This is a genomic window from Xanthomonas massiliensis (genome assembly GCF_900018785.1).
Lineage (GTDB): Bacteria > Pseudomonadota > Gammaproteobacteria > Xanthomonadales > Xanthomonadaceae > Xanthomonas_B > Xanthomonas_B massiliensis.
In genome coordinates, this window is sequence record NZ_FCOY01000006.1 from 784,837 (window position 1) to 803,115 (window position 18,279).

The window sequence follows — 18,279 nt, forward strand, 5'->3', positions numbered from 1 at the left end:
CGACAGAGGTTAAGCCGCTCCATATTTTGGTCGGACTCTCCAGATGGCGGGCCACGACGATGAAAACCTTTGGTGACAGGCTGCGCGAAGCGCGGATCGCCGCCGGCCTGACCCAAGAGCAGCTCGGCTTCGCCCTGGGCGTCACCAAGTCCTCAGTATCGGCGTGGGAGAACGGACGGGAAACGCCCGGATTCAAGCTGCTGCCCGAGCTGAGCCGAACCCTGCAACGCTCGCTGGACGAACTGGTCTGCGGAATCGATCCAGGGGCCGCCAAGCCGGAGGAGGCGACCCCGGAGCTTCGTGCCGGCAATGCCGCCGAACGCACACTGCTGATCCGCTACCGGGGCTTGCCGCCCAAGCGCCGCGAGGCGGTGTTGGAATTGCTCAAGCCGACACCGTCCGGGACGCCTGACAGCGATCCGTGAGCAGGGGCGTAAAGGCGGCCGAGGCCTGATCCAACAGGCGGAGTATTCGTTGACACGTGTCAACGAATCCGCCCATGGCAGCGATCAAGTAGGGAGAACAGGACTGAACCGCCAAGAGGGCGCGTGAAGCGAAGGGGCCGGCCGCTTACCGGGCAGCGACGGCCTTGGCCTCGACTTGGTTCTGGCGCTCGGTGGCCTTTTTCAGCACGTCGGCATAGACCCGCTTCTTTTCAGCCGCCGACGCCGTCCGGATGAATTCCGAGAACGGGCTGGACTTGGCGGGCTTGGACGGGAAAAGGCGGGAGAACATGGGCGCAATTTAAGCCAAACCCAGCAGCCGCTCAAGTTCTGCCCGACCGACCCGTTCAGGAATGTGCGAGTCGATCCGATCCACCCCCGCCCGGTAGAAGCGGTTGCTGTTGTCGTTGTTCTTCATCAGCAGGTCCACGTGGATGGCCGGCCCCAAGTCACCCTTGAGCCGGTTGACCACCTCCCGCGCCCCGAAATATTGCTCGATGAAGTTCGCCGGTTCGATCCGCCGCCCCTCGGCAGCCTCACGGGCCTGCACGAAGCCCCAGGCCAGCAAGGGTTCCTGATAGACATAGAGGATTTGCACGCGACGACCTGCCTCCAGCGACCGCTCCACGTTCTTGCGCGCCACCTCGTAGCTGGCGAAGGTGCCATCCAACACGAAGCTGAGTCGGCGATGGAAAGCTTGGTCGAGCACGGCGTCCACGACACGAGCGACCGCCCGCTGGAACAGCCAGGCATTGCCGCCGGTGTAATCAGGGAACAACTCGCGCAGCTCGTCCGGGTCGATGCGCAGGATGCGCCACTCAGGGAATCGCCCGATCAGTTCGATCGACGCCTCGGTCTTGCCGGCGCCGGGCGAACCGGCCATGAACACCGAAACCGGCTCGGCCTCCGGCTGGTAGATCGCCGGGTCGGTCAGCTCGCGGGCGATCCGCTTGCGGTTGGCCTTGGCATAGGCGATGGCGGCTTCGGCTATCTGGGTTTCGATGAGATCCATGTACTCATTCAATCCCGGCAGGCCAGGAACAGCAACTTCCTCATGTCTTGCCCCGCCTTGGACGGTTGTGATCGTCAAAGGTCTTTGCCTTTTGCCGCACCTTGGCTGCGAGCTTGGGATCAGGCACCACTTTCACCTTGCCCCGGCCGGCCACCTTGCGAGCATAGTGGACCTGATTGGTTCGATCCGATGCATGCCCCAGAACCGATCCGGTTTCCACCGAGACGAAATCCACCGATTTCATGTCAGCTGTAACCTGATGGCGGAAGGTGTAGAAGCAGGGCGTCTTCGCCTTGGTTCCCAAGACCCGCCGCCCGGCATCCTTGAAGTAAGCCGCAAGCTTTCTGATGATCTTGCCAGCTGGACAATCGGAGGCGAGCGCCGCCAGGTGTTCCGGCCAAGCCATGACCAGACGGAACTCCAGCTCGGTCAAGCCGCGCAGGGAAATGGTCCGACGCTCGGCCACGCCCCTGCCATTCGTGTGTTTGGCCGTCCGCACATCGAGATCGATACCATCCGATCCGATGGCCGTCACGACCATGTCCTCCAACTCGCAGGGCCGGATACCACACAGATCCAGGATCGTCATCGCCGAAGCGGTTGGATGCGCCAGGCTGGACTTGGTCGGATTCTCCAGCAGATGGTTCCTGATGCGATCCACGATATCCGCCGACACCGCGCGCATCTTCTGGGATGAGGTACGGGTGGATCGCTTGAGTGCCCCGGTCTGGCTTTCCCGTGCAAGCGTGGCCCTCAAATCAAGAACCCAATCACGCCACACCGGATCGGATTGCCGTTCGGCCAAATTCATCAAGCACCAGAGGAAGGCCGACCGGTATTTGCGAAAGCTCGAACTGGTGAGCTTCGAGCGGTCGGCGACCAAATCATCAACCATCCTGTGCAACAGATCGAAGACATCAGCGTTTGGATAGCGGATAGCAGCCGCTTTCCGACGCCGAATGAAAATGCGCACATAGTCCTTTTGGGTCGCCGTAACTGTGGATGTGGGTTTCGGAAAGCTCATATTTGGATTCCGCACGTTACTTGACCACTTGGCTGTGCCCGGCGCAGGTGGTCAAGTAACGCTGCGGAAGGGTGTGGAAACCGGAGATTTCCTGTCTGGCGACGATGTTGATCTTGTTGGGTTGGCGCGGCCTTCATCCGGTGCCGCGTAGTGGCACCACTACGCGGCGTCAGGCACACGGATTGGACAATGAGCCAGGTTGCGCAAATCCTTGTTGCGGGCACCTAAACGCCTCGTCGCTCGCCGAGCGATTGGATGGTGCATTTACCCGGAATTTAGAAGTTTTATTCCGTATTGCCTTTCCATCTTTGCCATACCCAGTAAGGCAAAGTTTGGCGATGGACGGTTTTTTGGCTTTGGATCCCGGGCGAGGTTGTCTAGCTGGCAATCATCCGTGTGCTTGCGCAAACAGATGGTCGCGCTTATGAATTCCGCGTCATCTGGCGGATTGCTCCAAGTCGCCAGCGAAGATGTCGGGTGAAGTCTGCGGGAGGCGGTAAGTTGCGAACGGCTCGCTGTTGCACGCTCTTCTTGGCGACCCCAAGCAATTCGGCAACTTCTTCGGCCCCCACAAGAACGTCATCGTCGAGTCTGGACAGACGCTCAAGCAAATCGTAGTTCCTGTTCAATCCTGTTCCTCCGGAGTACCCATGACGCCATTTCACGTACTCGATTCTCTGGCGCACGAAGCCCTTTCAGGGGTACAGATAACGTCACCATCCATTCGTGAGGCCTATGGATTGCATCTCGCCTGCCTAGTGCTTGCAGACACCATCAAGAACACTGATGAACGCGCCCTAGAGCGAACACGGGGTGTCATGCCACTGGTTCAAGGCACATTGCAGGTTCAAGCCATGCTCAGGAACGTATGCCGTGCAGCAGGGGCGCATGCCAACCCTGCCTGCAAGGTCTGGTTCGGCAGCAACGGAAAAATTGATCGTTTCATCCCATGGAATGAAACCTGCAAGGCGTGCACTGATCGATCAGCGCCGAGGCAAGTGTTTCTGGCTGCGGCATTTCCGGCCTCACTGAACCTGCAGGGCCTCAGAGCCCGATCCCGGCAACAACCAAGTCTGGTCAAAGTGGACGAACTCAAGCACTGGACTTCTGGCAGGCGTGCGTTGCCATTCGGTCGCGCCAGAATGATGTTGCGGTCCCTGTTTCGACATGGCTACATCACTTGGGAGGAATACGATTCAGACCTTTTCATGGTGGAGCAAATGGCCACCTTCCTCCGGCGATTGCGTGCACTGTGCCGGATCCTGGCAAGGAACTGGGCCTTGATGAAATCCGACGGAGTTGGCCTTGTTGCAACATGGGTTGGCAACCAGTCGGACTACTCGCTCTTTGATATCGAGGGAGAGGCTAGGGGTAGGATGAATGAAGAACCGTTCCCTTTTGTCCCTGGGTTCCGGAAGTTCAACATGCTTTTCAACCTGCCATTGGCAAACTCCCTGAAGCTGCAGGGGCGACAGGTGCGAGCCGAGATCCGGGTTACGCCCTATCCATTGGCCGTGGACGAGCTGTTCGGGACGCGGCTGTCAGATGAGGGGCAATATGCCATTCGCGTCTTCCTCTACCCAATGCCAGAGGGCTGATTCCTGCTGCAATTCTGCTGCAACCAGGATCGAATCAGACGGGTAGTTGATCGAAGATGGTCGAAGGTGATAGCTTTCGAATCAAGGCGTTAGCAATTTCGCTGCGTCTAACAAGCAGCAGAAACGCGATTGACATGGTAGGGGTCACAGGTTCGATCCCTGTACCGCCCACCACGAAGTCCACTTCGTGAAGATGAAAAAGCCGGCCTTGTTGCCGGCTTTTTTCGTTTCCAGGCCCACCCGGTAAGAGGGGTTTGACCTGTCTGGCCGGCTCGTCGCATGGACCGGCCCTGCTGCCGGCTGGCGTCCGGCAGTTGCCGGTCCGTGGACTTCCCGTGGCCGAACGTTTCCGGGGAACTGTCGGTGTCTCGCGGGTCCGCTCCTGCCGGATGCGGCCTGCCTGGAGATCCGTGCCGGCACCTCGGCCTTCGCCAAGGTTTTGCAGGTGCCGCAACAGAGGGTGGACGGAATCGGATCCGTTCTGCCGAACGCCGGCGCGCTCCTCGTCGCCGTCCTTCCGGAACGGAACAGGCGGCCATGGGGGCCGCCTGTCCGTGTTTGCCGTGCGGGCGCGAGGAAGGGTTCAGAGCGCCTCGAAGATCCCCGCCGCGCCCATGCCGGTACCGATGCACATGGTGACCATGCCGTACTTCTTGTGGTGGCGGCGCAGGCCATGGACGATCGTGGCGGTGCGGACCGCGCCGGTGGCGCCCAGCGGATGGCCCAGGGCAATGGCGCCGCCCAGCGGGTTGACCTTGGACGGGTCGAGCTGGCTGTCGCGGATCACCGCCAGCGACTGCGCGGCGAAGGCCTCGTTCAGCTCGATCCAGTCCAGCTGGTCCTTGGTCAGGCCGGCCTGCCTGAGTGCCTTCGGGATCGCCTCGATCGGGCCGATGCCCATCACCTCCGGGCGCACGCCGGCCACCGAGAAGCTGACGAAGCGCGCCAGCGGGGTCAGGCCGTAGTCCTTGATCGCCTGCTCGGAGGCCAGCAGCACCGCGCCGGCGCCATCGCTCATCTGCGAGGAGTTGCCGGCGGTCACGGTGCCGCCGAACTGGCCGTTGCGGAACACCGGGCGCAGCCTGGCCAGGCCCTCGAGCGTGGTGTCCGGACGCGGGCCCTCGTCGGTGTCGGCCAGCTTCTTCTTCAGGCGGATCGCGCTGCCGTCGGCCAGGTCGGGCAGGTGGGCGACGATCTCGTACGGGCTGATCTCGTCCTTGAACTCGCCGGCGGCGATCGCGGCCAGCGCCTTCTGGTGGGAGGCGAGGGCGAAGGCGTCCTGCTCGGCGCGGCTGACCTTCCACTCCTCGGCCACCTTCTCGGCGGTGATGCCCATGCCGTAGGCGATGGCGACGTGGTCGTCGTTGAACACGGCCGGGGAGAGGGCGACCTTGTTGCCCATCATCGGCACCATCGACATCGATTCGGTGCCTCCGGCCAGCATCAGGTCGGCGTTGCCCAGGCGGATCTGGTCGGCCGCCAGCGCCACCGCCTGCAGGCCGGAGGAACAGAAGCGGTTGACGGTCTGGCCGGCCACGGTATCGGGCAGGCCGGCCAGCAGCACGCCGATGCGCGCCACGTTCATGCCTTGCTCGGCCTCGGGCATGGCGCAGCCGATGATGGCGTCGTCGATGCGGCCCAGGTCGATGCCCGGGGCCTGGGCGACCACGGCGCGCAGCACGTGGGCGAGCATGTCGTCGGGACGGGTGTTGCGGAACATGCCCTTGGGCGCCTTGCCCACCGGGGTACGGGTGGCGGCGACGATGTAGGCGTCCTGGATCTGCTTGGTCATTTTCGGGTAACTCCGGATGTGAGATTCGGGATGGGGATTCGGCGGGTCCGTCCCGGGCGGGGGCGGACCGGTCCCGAACCTCAGTTGCGCAGCGGCTTGCCGGTCTTGAGCATGTGGGCGATGCGAGCCTGGGTCTTCTCCTGCTGGGCCAGCTCGACGAAGTGGCGACGCTCCAGCGTCAGCAGCCATTCCTCGTCCACCACCGCGCCGCGGTCCACTTCGCCGCCGCACAGCACGGTGGCGATGCGGGTGGCGATCTCGTAGTCGTAGTCGCTGATGAAGCGGCCTTCGAGCATGTTGACCAGCAGCATCTTGAAGGTGGCGATGCCGACGTCGCCGGCCACGCGGATCTGGCGCGCCGGCAGCGGCGGCCGGTAGCCGGCCTCGTACAGCGCGTTGGCCTCGGCCTTGGCGATGTACAGCAGCTCGAAGGCATTGAACACCACCTTGTCGCCGCCGCGCACCAGGCCCAGCTCCTTGGCATTGACCGCCGAGTTGGACACCTTGGCCATGGCCACGGTCTCGAACACCTTCTTCAGCTCGGCGAACACGTCGCCACCCGAGCCGGCAGCCTGGGAGGCGCGCACCGCCAGCTCCTTCAGGCCGCCGCCGGCGGGCAGCAGGCCCACGCCGGCCTCGACCAGGCCGATGTAGCTCTCCAGCGAGGTCACCGCCTTGGCGCTGTGCATCTGGAACTCGCAGCCGCCGCCGAGGGCCAGGCCGCGCACCGCGGCCACCACCGGCACCAGCGAATACTTGATGCGCTGGCTGGTGCGCTGGAAGTTGGCCACCATCGCCTCGAACTCGGCGATCTTGCCGGCCTGCAGGCCTTCCAGCGCGGCGGCCAGGTTGGCACCGGCCGAGAACGGCTCGCCATGCTGCCAGATCACCAGGCCCTTGAACTTGCGCTCGGCGATGCCGATGGCCTCCTGCAGGCCGTTGAGCACGGCATCGGAGACGGTGTTCATCTTGGTCTTGAAGCCGACCACGGCGATGCCGTCGCCGTCGGTCCACATGCGCACGCCTTCGTTCTCGTAGACGGTCTCGCCCTGCGGGAAGGTCTCGCCCAGCATCGGGTCGGGGAAGCGCTGGCGCTTGTACACCGGCAGCGAGGAGCGCGGCACGATCGCATTCTTGGTCGGGCTGTAGCTGCCGTCGGCGAAGTGCACGCCGTCGCGGCCGTCCAGCACCCACGGCGGCAGCGGGGCATCGCTCATCGCCTTGCCCGCGGCGATGTCCTCGGCGATCCACTGCGCCACCTGCTTCCAGCCGGCGGCCTGCCAGGTCTCGAACGGGCCGAGCTTCCAGCCGTAGCCCCAGCGGATGGCCAGGTCCACGTCGCGCGCGGTGTCGGCGATGTCGGCCAGGTGATAGGCGGTGTAGTGGAACAGGTCGCGGAAGACCGCCCACAGGAACTGGGCCTGCGGGTGCGCGCTGGCGCGCAGCCGGGCGAACTTCTCGGCCGGGTTCTTCAGCTTGAGGATCTCGACCACTTCCGGGTCGGCCTGGCGGTCGGCTGGACGGTAGTCCTGCTTGTCCAGGTCGAGCACGAGGATGTCCTTGCCGACCTTGCGGAAGATGCCGGCGCCGGTCTTCTGGCCGAGCGCGCCCTTGGCGATCAGCGCCTGCAGCCAGGCCGGCTGGCCGAAGTACTTGTGCCACGGATCGTCCGGCAGCAGGTCCTGCATGGTCTTGACCACATGGGCCATCGTGTCCAGGCCGACCACGTCGGAGGTGCGGTAGGTGGCCGACTTGGGACGGCCGAGCAGCGGGCCGGTCAGCGCATCGACCTCGTCGAAGCCCAGGCCGGCCTGCTGGGTGTGGTGGATCACCGACAGGATCGAGAACACGCCGATGCGGTTGCCGATGAAGTTCGGGGTGTCCTTGGCGTAGACCACGCCCTTGCCCAGGGTCGTGGTCAGGAAGGTCTCCAGGCCCTCGAGCACGCCCTTGTCGGTGGCCTTGGACGGGATCAGCTCGGCCAGGTGCATGTAGCGCGGCGGGTTGAAGAAGTGCACGCCGCAGAAGCGGTGGCGCAGCTGCTCGGGCAGCACGTCGGACAGCGTGTTGATGCCCAGGCCGGAGGTGTTGGAGGCCAGCACCGCATGCTCGGCCACGTATGGGGCGATCTTCTTGTACAGGTCCTGCTTCCAGTCCATGCGCTCGGCGATCGCCTCGATCACCAGATCGCATTCCTTCAGCAGGTCCAGGCCGGAGTCGTAGTTGGCCGGGACGATGGCCTCGGCCAGCGCCTTGCTCGCCAGCGGCGCCGGGCTGAGCTTGCCCAGGTTGGCGACGGCCTTGAGCACGATGCCGTCGGCCGGACCTTCCTTGGCGGGCAGGTCGAACAGCACGGTATCCACGCCGGCATTGGTCAGGTGGGCGGCGATCTGGGCGCCCATGACGCCGGCACCGAGGACGGCGACGCGACGGACAAGCAGGGTATTGGACATGCGATGAACCCTCGTTGGTGTTGTTTCGTGGTGGTGCAGGTCAGGCTGCCGGGGCGGACACGAAGCCGGCTTCGGCGAAACGGATGAGTTCGCGCGCGGCGCGCGCGCGGTGGTCGGCCTCGCTCACCCCGGCCGGACGCTTGATCAGGCCGAAGTCGGCCATGGCGTAGGTGAGCGCGCCGGCCAGGAAGTCCAGCCGCCAGTACAGTTCTTCCTTGCTCAGCCCGGGCAGGCAGGCGGCGATCGCGCGGGCGAATTCGCGCAGCACGTGGCCGTAATGGTCGGAAAGGAACTTGCGCAGGTTGTCGTTCTTCTCGGCGTAGGCACGGGCGATCACGCGCACGAAGGCGCCGCCGTTGTGGCGGTCCTGCGCCATCGCCAGCGCCGGTTCGACGAAGGCGGCCAGCACCGGCCCCAGTTCGCCCGGATGTTCCTGCCGGGCCCGCTCCAGCCGCGCCAGGCGATCGCTGGTCATCTCGTCCATGCGCCGCCGGAACACCTCGTTGACCAGGTTGTCCTTGGAGCCGAAGTGGTAGTTGACCGCGGCGATGTTGACGTCGGCCTGGCTGGTGACCTGGCGCAGCGAGGTGCCGGCGAAGCCGTGCTGGGCGAACAGTTCCTCGGCCGCGCTGAGGATGCGGTCCTTGGTCGAGAAGTGGGCGGGCCTGTTCATGCCGGGCAATATCAATCAAACGATTGTTTGATTCTAGGTCCTGCGCCGCCCACGATGCCATCCTGCACTGCAGCATCGTTCAGCCTGCGGGATGCAAAAGTCGCGGCCCGGCGTTAACATTGCGCTACAAATATGCCGCAAGCCCGCGTCCCGACGCGGGTTTTTCGTTGTTAGCTTTCGGGCCGCCTGGCCCGTACCACCCGGAGACTTTTGAAATGGCGCTGGAGCGCACCCTGTCCATCATCAAGCCCGATGCCGTCGCCAAGAACGTCATCGGCGAAATCTACAGCCGCTTCGAGAAGGCCGGCCTGAAGATCGTGGCCGCCCGTTACAAGCAGCTGTCGCAGCGCGAGGCCGAGGGCTTCTATGCCGTCCACCGGGAGCGTCCGTTCTTCGGCGAGCTGGTGAAGTTCATGACCTCCGGCCCGGTGATGATCCAGGTGCTGGAAGGCGAGAACGCCGTCGCCGCCCACCGCGAGCTGCTCGGCGCCACCGATCCCAAGCAGGCCAAGCCGGGCACCATCCGCGCCGACTTCGCCGAGTCGATCGATGCCAACGCCGCCCACGGTTCGGATTCGGTCGAGAACGCCGCCAACGAAGTGGCCTACTTCTTCGCCGCCACCGACGTGGTCTCGCGCTGAGGTGATGCGACGGTGAGCGAGATCGTGCAGGTTCCCGGTTCGGCCCCGGCCGGCGACGCGGTCGCCGCGCCGCCGCGTGCGCGCCAGAACCTGCTCGATCTCGATCGCGCCGGGCTGGAGCACTTCTTCGAGGAGACCCTCGGCGAGAAGCGCTACCGCGCCCACCAGGTGATGAAGTGGATCCACCACCGCTACGTCACCGATTTCGAGCAGATGACCGACCTGGGCAAGGCGCTGCGCGCCAAGCTGCAGCAGCATGCCGAGGTCGTCGTCCCCAACGTGGTGTTCGACAAGCCTTCCGCCGACGGTACCCACAAGTGGTTGCTGGCGATGGGCGCCGATGGCAGGAACGCCATCGAGACCGTCTACATCCCGGACAAGACCCGCGGCACGCTGTGCGTGTCCTCGCAGGTCGGCTGCGGGCTCAACTGCACCTTCTGCTCCACCGCCACCCAGGGCTTCAACCGCAACCTGACCACCGCCGAGATCATCGGCCAGGTGTGGGTCGCGGCACGCCACCTGGGCAACGTGCCGCACCAGCAGCGCCGCCTCACCAACGTGGTGATGATGGGCATGGGCGAGCCGCTGATGAATTTCGACAACGTCGTGCGGGCGATGAGCATCATGCGCGACGACCTGGGTTACGGCCTGGCCAACAAGCGCGTGACCCTGTCCACCTCCGGCCTGGTGCCGATGATCGACCGGCTTTCGGCCGAGAGCGACGTCTCGCTGGCGGTGTCGCTGCACGCGGCCAACGACGAGCTGCGCCAGACCCTGGTGCCGCTCAACAAGAAATACCCGATCGCCGAGCTGATGGCGGCCTGCGCGCGCTACCTGCGTGCCAACAACCGCCGCGAATCGGTGACCTTCGAATACACCCTGATGAAGGGGATCAACGACCAGCCCGAGCACGCCCGCCAGCTGGCCAGGTTGATGCGCCAGTTCGACAACGCGGTGCAGGCGCGCGATTCGGGCAAGGTCAACCTGATCCCGTTCAATCCGTTCCCCGGCACCCGCTACGAGCGCGCCGGGGAAGAACAGATCCGCGCCTTCCAGAAGATCCTGCTCGATGCCGGCGTGCTGACGATGGTCCGGCGCACGCGCGGCGACGACATCGACGCGGCCTGCGGCCAGCTCAAGGGCCAGGTGATGGACCGCACCCGCCGGCAGGCGGAGTTCAAGCGGCACCTGCAAAGCCAGGCCGGCCAGGATGCGGCGGCCTGATCCCGTACTGATCGCGGTGGTGTTCCTGCTCGGCCTGTGCCTGGCCGGTTGCAGGAGCAGCGGCGTCTCGCCCAAGCGCGGCAAGATCGTCAAGACCGAATCGGTCGCGCCGCGCTACGACGTGCGCGACAACGCGGCGACCAAACGCCGCATGCAGGCGCAGGAGCAGCTGGCGCTGGCGGTGGAGCGCCTGCGCAGCGGCGACCAGGCGCAGGCGCGCAAGCTCGCCGAAGAAGCCGTGCGGCGCGATCCCGCCTCGGTCGATGCACATACCGTGCTGGCGGTGGTGCTCGACCAGTCGGGGGATTCGGCCCGCGCCGGTGCCGAGTACAAGCGCGCCACCGAGCTGGCCCCGGGGCAGGGCGACGTCTCCAACAACTATGGCGCCTGGCTGTGCGCCAACGGCTATCCGGCCGAGGCGCTGGTGTGGTTCGACCGCTCCCTGGCCGATCCCAACTACCGGGCCACGGCCGCGGCGCAGGCCAATGCCGGCGGCTGTTCGCTGCAGGCCGGCCAGGTGGAGCGGGCCGAGCGCGACCTGCGCGAAGCGCTCAAGGGCGACCCCGGCAACGCCTATGCGCTGGAGTCGATGGCCCGCCTGCGCTACCGCCAGGAACGCTATCTGGAGGCCCGGGCGTTCTCGGAACGCAGATTGGCAGCTGCACCGGCCACGGCATCCGTGTTACAACTTGCCGTTCAGATTGAACGTGGGCTCGGCGACAAGGCAGCCGCCGCCCGTTACCAACAGCGGCTAAGCAAGGAATTTGCGGACTCTTCTGCCGTTGATCCCGGGAAAGACCGATAGTGAGCAACGATTCGAATCCGAGCGCTTTCGGCGAGTCGAAAGGGTGCGGCAATGTTCTGCGTGATGCCCGCGAGGCCCAGGGGCTGAGCATCGAGGAGGCCGCCGGCCGCCTGCACATGCCCGTGCACGTCGTGCGCGCGCTGGAGCAGGAGGACTGGCAGCGCCTGGGCGCGCCGGTGTTCGTGCGCGGCCAGGTGCGCAGCTACGCGCGCCTGCTGGGCGTGGACCTGAGCCCGCTGCTGGCGCAGGCCCACGTCGCGCCAGTCGAACCGGTGAAGCTCGTCAGCCACAGCCACATCCCGCGCGCCAAGTGGATGTTCGACAACATCATGCGGCGCGCCGTCTACGTGGTGATCACCGCGGTGCTGGTCGTGCCGATCTGGTATGCGGCGCATTACCACTTCGGTGCCGAGGCGCTGCGCACGGCCGCGCTGGACGTGATGCCGGGATCGCGCGAGGCAGCGGTGCCCGCGCCGCCGGCATCGACGCCGGAGGAGGCCCGCGTGCCGGCCGAGACCCCGCGCAAGGTCAATCCGCCGTACGTGGCCTCGTTGACGCCGGTGCGCCCGGCCGTGGCCGAGCCGTCCGGGCTCAAGCTCGAGTTCAGCGGCGACAGCTGGGTGCAGGTCACCGGGCAGGACGGGCAGGTGGTGGAGAAGGCCCTGGTCAAGGCGGGCGAGGAACGCCAGTACACGGCGGGGCAGGTGGGCCGTGTCGTGCTGGGCAATGCCTCGGCGGTCGAGGTTCAGCATGACGGCAGTACGGTAGACCTCACACCGTTCCGGCGCGCGAACGTGGCCCGGTTTGCGGTATCCTCTGATGGTTCCGTGGTGCCGGCTTCCAACTAGCGCGCCGCGGTTTTTTTGACCATCGATGGACTGCATCGTCTCCGCCTCCGCGCGGAGGCAGGGAATACGCATGGCGATTGACGAGCTGCTCGACGAACACGAACAAAGCGAACGCGTCCGCTCCTGGCTGAGGAACAACGGCGGTGCCCTGCTCGGGGGCATCGTGCTGGCCCTGGCGATCATCCTGGGTTGGCAGTGGTGGCGCAAACACGACCAGTCGCAGCAGGTGCAGGCCAACGACGCCTACGCCGCGGTCGTCAAGGACCTGGACGCGGGCAAGCTCGACCAGGCCGGCAGCAACCTCGGCAAGCTCGAGCAGGGCCGTGTCGGGATCTATGCCGACCTGGCCGCGTTGCGCCTGGCCAAGGCGCAGGTAGAGGCGGGCAAGCGCGACGAGGCGATCAAGACCCTGCAAGGGGTGAAGGCCAAGGGCGAAGCACGCGTGCTGGTCGACCAGCGCCTGGCGCGCCTGCTGGTGGATGCCGGCAAGACCGACGATGCGATCAAGCTCGTGGCCGGCAAGGACGATGCGGCCAGCACCGAGATCCGTGGCGATGCGCTGTTCGCCCAGGGCAAGCGCGACCAGGCCCGCGAGGCCTACACCAAGGCCCTGGCGCTGATGGACGTGGCAGCGCCGCAACGGCGCCTGCTGGAAATGAAACTGATGCAAGCCGGCGGTACCGTGCCGGAAACCGCGGAGCCGAACCGATGAAATCCAAGGACATGCTCAAGCGCCTGGCGCTGGTGGCGTTGGCGGGCCTGGCCCTTTCCGGCTGCACCACCATGAAGGGCTGGTTCAAGAGCAAGGACGCCGACGCCAAGAAGGCGGCCGAGCCGGCCGAGCTGGTCAAGTTCGATCCCACCGTGAAGGTGGACAGGGTCTGGTCGGTCGACCTGGGCAAGGGCGAGCGCCGCATCGGCGTGCGCCAGCACCCGGTCGTGGCCGACGGCCGCGTGTATGCCGCGGCCACCTCCTACACGGTGGTGGCGCTGGACCTGCAGACCGGCAAGCAGATCTGGGAATACGAGGCCAAGAAGGTCCGCAAGGCGAAGCTGGCCGCCGGCAAGGACGATGCGCCGAGCCAGGTCGAGAGCGAAAGCGCCTCCGGCCTGTCGAAGGAGGACAAGGCCTCGCGCAAGCAGCGCTTGCGCCAGGAGAAGCTGCAGCGCAAGGAGCAGCGCAACTTCGAGAAGAAGCGCCCGTTGCCGATGTTCGCCGGCGGTCCCGGCGTGGGCGACGGCGTGGTGGCCATCGGTGCGCTGAACGGCGAGGTGATCGCGCTGGATGCGGCCACCGGCGAGCAGAAGTGGGTGGCGCACGTGCCCAACGAAGTCATCGCCGCGCCCGCCATCGCCCAGGGCATGGTGTTCGTGCGCAGCAACGACGGCCGCGTGACCGCGTTCGACGCGGCCACCGGCGAGCAGCGCTGGTTCCATGAGCAGGAAGCGCCGACGCTGACGGTACGCGGCAATGCGCCGATCGTCGCCGGGCCGGGCGTGCTGTTCATCGGCAACGACGACGGCACCGTCACCACGCTGGCGATGCAGGACGGGCGCTCGCTGTGGGAGCAGGCCGTGGGCATCCCGGAAGGCCGCAGCGAGCTGGAGCGCATGGCCGACGTGGACGGCGCGCCGGTGCTCGACGGCACCACCCTGTTCGCGACCAGCTACAAGAACCAGACCATGGCCATCGAAGGGCCGAGCAGCCGCGTGATGTGGGTGCGCGACCACGGCGGCGCCGGCGGCGTGGGCGTGTCCTCGGGCCTGGTGGTCGTGGCCGACAATGCCGGTACGGTGTGGGGCCTGGACAAGAACAGCGGCGCACCGATGTGGTCGCAGCCGGCGCTCGCCAGGCGCACGCTGACCGGCGTGGCCATCCAGGGCGATTACGCCGTGGTCGGCGACTACAAGGGCTACCTGCACTGGCTGCGCCTGTCCGACGGCGCGCTCGCCGCGCGCGAGCGCATCGGCCGCAAGGCCCTGACCGCTCAGCCGGTCGCCGCGGACGGATTGCTGCTGGTGGAGAACACCAAGGGCACGCTGGCTGCCTACCGCCTGGGCAACTGAGGGAGATCGCGATGCTGCCTTTGGTCGCCCTGGTCGGACGGCCGAATGTCGGCAAGTCCACCCTGTTCAACGCGCTGACGCGCACCCGCGACGCGCTGGTCCATGACCAGCCCGGCGTGACCCGCGACCGCAACTACGGGGTATGCCGTCTCGACGAGGCGCATCCGTTCCTGGTGGTGGATACCGGCGGCATCGCCGGCGAGGAAGAGGGCCTGGCCGGCGCCACTGCGCGCCAGGCGCGCGCAGCCGCGGCCGAGGCCGACCTGATCCTGTTCGTGGTCGACGGCCGCGAGGGCGCCTCCAGCCTGGACGACGAGATCCTGGTCTGGTTGCGCCGCCTGGGGCGCCCGGTACTGCTGCTGATCAACAAGACCGACGCGGTCGATGTGCACGCGGCACGCGCCGAGTTCGCCCGCTACGGTTTCCCGGAGATGCTGGCGGTGTCGGCCGCCCATCGCCAGGGCCTGGACGACCTGGTCGACGAGGTCGTCGAGTGTCTGCCGGAAGAAGGCAGCGGCGAGGTGCTCGACGGCGATCCCGCGCGCATCCGCATCGCCTTCGTCGGCCGCCCCAACGTGGGCAAGTCCACGCTGGTGAATCGCTTGCTCGGCGAGGAGCGCATGATCGCCTCCGAGGTGCCGGGCACGACCCGCGATTCGATCGCGGCGGACCTGGAGCGCGATGGCCGTCTCTACCGGCTGATCGACACCGCCGGCCTGCGCCGCCGGGCGCGGGTCGAAGAGGCGGTGGAGAAGTTCAGCGTGGTCAAGACCATGCAGGCCATCGAGCAGTGCCAGGTCGCGGTGCTGATGCTCGATGCCAGCGAGGGAGTGACCGACCAGGACGCCACCGTGCTGGGCGCGGTGCTCGATGCCGGCCGCGCCCTGGTGGTGGTGGTCAACAAGTGGGACGGGCTGAGCGATTACCAGCGCGAGCAGGCCGAGGCGCAGCTGCGGCTCAAGCTCGGTTTCGTCGCCGACTGGGCCGAGGTGGCGCGCATCTCGGCGCTGCACGGCTCGGGCCTGCGCGAGCTGTTCGCGGCCATCCATCGCGCCCATGCCTCGGCCACGCACGAGTTCTCCACCTCCGAGGTCAACCAGGCGCTGGAAGTGGCCTACGAGGCCAACCCGCCGCCGAGCGTGCGCGGGCACGTGTCCAAGCTGCGCTTCGCCCATCCGGGCGGCAGCAACCCGCCCACCTTCGTCGTCCACGGCACGCGCCTGAAGGTGTTGCCGGAGTCCTATCGCCGCTATCTCGAGAACTTCTTCCGCAAGCGCTTCAAGCTGGTCGGCACGCCGGTGCGCTTCGTCTTCCGCGAGGGGACCAATCCCTACGAGGGCAAGAAGAACGAGCTGACCGAGCGGCAGGTGCAGCGCAAGCGGCGCCTGATCCGCCACGTCAAGCGCCGCGGCAAGTAGCGCCCACGCCGCCATTCGGGCACGCGCCGCAATGGCGGTCCTGCGCCTCAGTAGTGCTGCACCGCCGGGTCGTACAGGGTGGCCTGGCGGGCGATCATCTTCCAGGCTCCCTCCGTGTACTGCCAGACGTTGGTCGATCGGCGATGCAGCAGCCTGCCTTTTTCGGGGCCGAAGTCGGGGGTGTAGGTGTCCTCGCCCATCGTGACCGCGACGTTGCCGAAGAACTCGACCTTTTCCAGCGTCGTCCTGTAGCCGTCTTCGTAGTCCAGCTGGCCGCGCTTCATGGCCTCGAAGACCTGGCCCCGGGTAAGTACCCGGTTGTTGGGTCCGTTGACGATGAAGCCGGGCGCCCAGAGCTTTTCCAGGGCGGCGATATCGTGCGCCTGGATGGCCTTGCCGACGGCCGCGCCGGCCAGGGCCAGCTTCTTCTTCGCCTCGGCATCCAGGTCCTGCGCCTGTGCGTTGCACAGGCAGGATATCGCCAGGATGGCCGCCATCATCGATCGCTTCAACATCGGGAAACCTCCGCGGGAACGGGTACCGGAGAGCGGTTCTGGATGTCCGGTCCTGGACGAGGGAGCGGGGGGCCGCAGACCGCCGGAACCCGCGAACCGGCGGCCGTAGCCGTGTCCAATGAGCACGGATTTCCCTGATCGGAGCGGCCAAGTCCTGCTACGCCTTGGTGATGAGCGGCGTGGACTGCGATGTGTCGCGTCGGCGATGCCGGACGCCGGTGCCCGATGCTGTCTCCCGAGGTGCTTTCCCTGGAAGGCCCGGATCGCGGCGGTGCCCGTGGCCGGCGGCGACAATCGATGCCCGGCTCCGATGCCGTCACGATCACCCCGTGCCGGCTCGGCCGTGGCGCACGCCTGGCGACACCTGAAGACGCGAGCGCGTCGGTGGCCGGGGTGGAAGGTGCCAGGCATCGCCAGGGGCCGAATCCGAGGCGTATCCCGGCGATTGCCTGCCGGCACCTGGGCGCTGCCCGATCCGCCGAGGCGGGAACGCATTCGCGCGAATGCATGGGAACCGGCCCGCCACCGGCCGCGACGTATCGGCGGGAATACCGATACCCGACGCATTTCGCGCAGGCGGGAGCAATACGTCGGCGTGGTGACAGGCGTCGGGCATCCGGTGCTTGCATGGCCAGGCCAGGCGCTGCGGCAGCACGACGACGCGATCGCGGGCGTGCGTGCGGCCGGCCCGTGCAGTCCTTCGCGGCAGTTTTCCCTGGAATATCACGCAGTGCGCAGGCATTCGTGGGTGCCGCCGCGGCGCACTTCGGCGACAATGGCATTCCCCCGTCATCCCCTTTCCCCACGATGAGCGATTCCGAGTCCGCCGACGCCTTGCCCGCACGCATCCTTGATGGCCGGCGGATCGCCGAGGGCCTGCTGGACGAGCTCAAGGTCCGGGTCGATGCCCGCGTCGCCGCCGGCAAGCCGCGACCCGGCCTGGCGGTGGTGCTGGTCGGCGACGATCCGGCCTCGGCCGTGTACGTGCGCAACAAGCGCCGCGCCTGCGAGAAGGTGGGCATCGTCGCCCACGACCACGATTTGCCGGCGGGCACCACCGAAGCCGAGCTGCTGGCGCTGATCGATCGGCTGAATGCCGATCCGGAGGTGCACGGCATCCTGGTGCAACTGCCGCTGCCGGGCATCCCCGACGCCACCCGCCTGATCGAGCGGATCGACCCGCGCAAGGACGTGGATGGCTTCCATCCCACCAACGTCGGCCACCTGGCGCTGCGCCAGTTCGGCCTGCGCCCGTGCACGCCACGCGGCATCGTCACCCTGCTGGCCCACACCGACCAGCCGGTGCGCGGCCGCAACGCCACCATCGTCGGCGTGTCCAACCACGTCGGCCGGCCGATGGGGCTGGAGCTGCTGATCGCCGGTTGCACCGTCACCAGTTGCCACAAGTTCACCCCGCGCGAGGTGCTGCGCCGGGCAGTGAGCGAGGCCGACATCCTGGTGGTGGCGGTGGGCAAGCCGGGCCTGGTGCCCGGCGAATGGGTCAAGCCGGGCGCAGTGGTGATCGACGTGGGCATCAACCGCCTGGAGGACGGGCGCCTGGTCGGCGACGTCGGTTTCGACGCCGCCGCGCAGCGCGCGAGCTGGATCACCCCGGTCCCGGGCGGAGTGGGGCCGATGACGGTGGCCACGCTGATGCAGAACACGCTGGAGGCGGCCGAAGCGGGGGCCTGAGCCGCGCGCGGCGTATCGCCGGCGAAACGGTGCGGGCATCGGATAGGACGTGCCGGGGCCCGCGTTTCGGGTTA

The 18,279-nt window shown here is 66.7% G+C and carries 17 protein-coding genes; 10 read left to right on the forward strand and 7 right to left on the reverse strand.

All coding sequences use genetic code 11. The features are described 5' to 3' along the window. Positions 1-59 precede the first annotated feature (59 nt). Complete coding sequence (locus BN3794_RS06570) at positions 60-425, forward strand: helix-turn-helix domain-containing protein (protein WP_066095069.1); 366 nt, start codon at positions 60-62, stop codon at positions 423-425. Between the two features lie 145 nt (positions 426-570). Here the strand turns inward: BN3794_RS06570 and BN3794_RS16675 are convergent, their stop codons facing one another. From BN3794_RS16675 to BN3794_RS06580, 3 genes are read right to left on the reverse strand one after another with little or no spacing between them, the layout of a single operon-like run. Next, positions 571-735 carry a hypothetical protein gene (locus tag BN3794_RS16675; protein ID WP_187128041.1) on the reverse strand — a complete coding sequence of 55 codons (165 nt, stop codon included), beginning with the start codon at positions 733-735 and terminating at the stop codon, positions 571-573. Between the two features lie 9 nt (positions 736-744). Next, the gene (locus BN3794_RS06575) at positions 745-1,455 is read right to left on the reverse strand and encodes a zeta toxin family protein (RefSeq protein WP_066095073.1); all 711 of its coding nucleotides are present in this window, start codon (positions 1,453-1,455) and stop codon (positions 745-747) included. Positions 1,456-1,495: 40 nt separating this feature from the next. Next, positions 1,496-2,479: a hypothetical protein gene (locus BN3794_RS06580; protein WP_147675679.1), complete on the reverse strand. Its 984-nt coding sequence runs from the start codon at positions 2,477-2,479 to the stop codon at positions 1,496-1,498. Positions 2,480-2,997: 518 nt separating this feature from the next. Here BN3794_RS06580 and BN3794_RS16285 point away from each other — a divergent pair. Beyond that, positions 2,998-4,077 carry a hypothetical protein gene (locus tag BN3794_RS16285; protein ID WP_147675680.1) on the forward strand — a complete coding sequence of 360 codons (1,080 nt, stop codon included), beginning with the start codon at positions 2,998-3,000 and terminating at the stop codon, positions 4,075-4,077. 583 nt (positions 4,078-4,660) lie between these two features. On the opposite strand, the gene BN3794_RS06590 is transcribed toward BN3794_RS16285, so the two are convergent. From BN3794_RS06590 to BN3794_RS06600, 3 genes are all read right to left on the reverse strand, one after another. After that, entirely contained in the window at positions 4,661-5,869 is a 1,209-nt protein-coding gene (locus BN3794_RS06590; protein WP_066095084.1) for an acetyl-CoA C-acyltransferase, read from the reverse strand. Between the two features lie 80 nt (positions 5,870-5,949). After that, positions 5,950-8,322 (reverse strand): 3-hydroxyacyl-CoA dehydrogenase/enoyl-CoA hydratase family protein, encoded by a 2,373-nt coding sequence (locus BN3794_RS06595; protein ID WP_066095087.1) that lies wholly within the window; start codon positions 8,320-8,322, stop codon positions 5,950-5,952. Positions 8,323-8,362: 40 nt separating this feature from the next. After that, positions 8,363-8,995: a TetR/AcrR family transcriptional regulator gene (locus BN3794_RS06600; RefSeq protein ID WP_066095089.1), complete on the reverse strand. Its 633-nt coding sequence runs from the start codon at positions 8,993-8,995 to the stop codon at positions 8,363-8,365. Between the two features lie 215 nt (positions 8,996-9,210). Between BN3794_RS06600 and ndk the strand changes: the two genes are divergently transcribed. The 7 genes from ndk (at position 9,211) to der (ending at position 15,998) form a co-directional block, all read left to right on the forward strand. After that, the gene (gene ndk, locus BN3794_RS06605; RefSeq protein WP_066095095.1) at positions 9,211-9,636 is read left to right on the forward strand and encodes a nucleoside-diphosphate kinase; all 426 of its coding nucleotides are present in this window, start codon (positions 9,211-9,213) and stop codon (positions 9,634-9,636) included. A 12-nt stretch (positions 9,637-9,648) separates the two neighbouring features. Beyond that, complete coding sequence (gene rlmN, locus BN3794_RS06610) at positions 9,649-10,860, forward strand: dual-specificity RNA methyltransferase RlmN (RefSeq protein WP_066095098.1); 1,212 nt, start codon at positions 9,649-9,651, stop codon at positions 10,858-10,860. Continuing rightward, the gene (pilW, locus tag BN3794_RS06615; protein WP_066095101.1) at positions 10,847-11,665 is read left to right on the forward strand and encodes a type IV pilus biogenesis/stability protein PilW; all 819 of its coding nucleotides are present in this window, start codon (positions 10,847-10,849) and stop codon (positions 11,663-11,665) included. The genes rlmN and pilW overlap by 14 nt, the downstream gene beginning before the upstream one ends. Beyond that, on the forward strand, positions 11,665-12,513 hold the full coding sequence (locus tag BN3794_RS06620; RefSeq protein WP_066095104.1) for a helix-turn-helix domain-containing protein: 849 nt from the start codon (positions 11,665-11,667) through the stop codon (positions 12,511-12,513). Before pilW ends, BN3794_RS06620 begins: the two co-directional genes overlap by 1 nt. Before the next feature lie 70 nt (positions 12,514-12,583). Further along, the gene (locus BN3794_RS06625; protein ID WP_066095108.1) at positions 12,584-13,225 is read left to right on the forward strand and encodes a YfgM family protein; all 642 of its coding nucleotides are present in this window, start codon (positions 12,584-12,586) and stop codon (positions 13,223-13,225) included. An 11-nt stretch (positions 13,226-13,236) separates the two neighbouring features. Next, a complete protein-coding gene (gene bamB, locus BN3794_RS06630; protein ID WP_328585348.1) occupies positions 13,237-14,580 on the forward strand; it encodes an outer membrane protein assembly factor BamB in 1,344 nt (447 codons plus the stop codon). 11 nt (positions 14,581-14,591) lie between these two features. Then, positions 14,592-15,998: a ribosome biogenesis GTPase Der gene (der, locus tag BN3794_RS06635; protein ID WP_066095113.1), complete on the forward strand. Its 1,407-nt coding sequence runs from the start codon at positions 14,592-14,594 to the stop codon at positions 15,996-15,998. Between the two features lie 47 nt (positions 15,999-16,045). Here the strand turns inward: der and BN3794_RS16600 are convergent, their stop codons facing one another. After that, entirely contained in the window at positions 16,046-16,513 is a 468-nt protein-coding gene (locus tag BN3794_RS16600) for a nuclear transport factor 2 family protein (protein ID WP_160330900.1), read from the reverse strand. Positions 16,514-17,320: 807 nt separating this feature from the next. Here BN3794_RS16600 and folD point away from each other — a divergent pair. Next, positions 17,321-18,205 carry a bifunctional methylenetetrahydrofolate dehydrogenase/methenyltetrahydrofolate cyclohydrolase FolD gene (gene folD, locus BN3794_RS06645; protein WP_066095119.1) on the forward strand — a complete coding sequence of 295 codons (885 nt, stop codon included), beginning with the start codon at positions 17,321-17,323 and terminating at the stop codon, positions 18,203-18,205. Positions 18,206-18,279: the final 74 nt, after the last annotated feature.

Excerpts from the sequence above, each read along its gene's own strand:
- BN3794_RS06570 (WP_066095069.1), top strand. The coding sequence starts at position 60 with ATGAAAACCTTTGGTGACAGGCTGCGCGAAGCGCGGATCGCCGCCGGC.
- BN3794_RS16675 (WP_187128041.1), bottom strand. The coding sequence starts at position 735 with ATGTTCTCCCGCCTTTTCCCGTCCAAGCCCGCCAAGTCCAGCCCGTTC.
- BN3794_RS06575 (WP_066095073.1), bottom strand. The coding sequence starts at position 1,455 with ATGGATCTCATCGAAACCCAGATAGCCGAAGCCGCCATCGCCTATGCC.
- BN3794_RS06580 (WP_147675679.1), bottom strand. The coding sequence starts at position 2,479 with ATGAGCTTTCCGAAACCCACATCCACAGTTACGGCGACCCAAAAGGAC.
- BN3794_RS06590 (WP_066095084.1), bottom strand. The coding sequence starts at position 5,869 with ATGACCAAGCAGATCCAGGACGCCTACATCGTCGCCGCCACCCGTACC.
- BN3794_RS06595 (WP_066095087.1), bottom strand. The coding sequence starts at position 8,322 with ATGTCCAATACCCTGCTTGTCCGTCGCGTCGCCGTCCTCGGTGCCGGC.
- BN3794_RS06600 (WP_066095089.1), bottom strand. The coding sequence starts at position 8,995 with ATGAACAGGCCCGCCCACTTCTCGACCAAGGACCGCATCCTCAGCGCG.
- ndk (WP_066095095.1), top strand. The coding sequence starts at position 9,211 with ATGGCGCTGGAGCGCACCCTGTCCATCATCAAGCCCGATGCCGTCGCC.
- pilW (WP_066095101.1), top strand. The coding sequence starts at position 10,847 with ATGCGGCGGCCTGATCCCGTACTGATCGCGGTGGTGTTCCTGCTCGGC.
- BN3794_RS06625 (WP_066095108.1), top strand. The coding sequence starts at position 12,584 with ATGGCGATTGACGAGCTGCTCGACGAACACGAACAAAGCGAACGCGTC.
- bamB (WP_328585348.1), top strand. The coding sequence starts at position 13,237 with ATGCTCAAGCGCCTGGCGCTGGTGGCGTTGGCGGGCCTGGCCCTTTCC.
- der (WP_066095113.1), top strand. The coding sequence starts at position 14,592 with ATGCTGCCTTTGGTCGCCCTGGTCGGACGGCCGAATGTCGGCAAGTCC.
- BN3794_RS16600 (WP_160330900.1), bottom strand. The coding sequence starts at position 16,513 with ATGTTGAAGCGATCGATGATGGCGGCCATCCTGGCGATATCCTGCCTG.
- folD (WP_066095119.1), top strand. The coding sequence starts at position 17,321 with ATGAGCGATTCCGAGTCCGCCGACGCCTTGCCCGCACGCATCCTTGAT.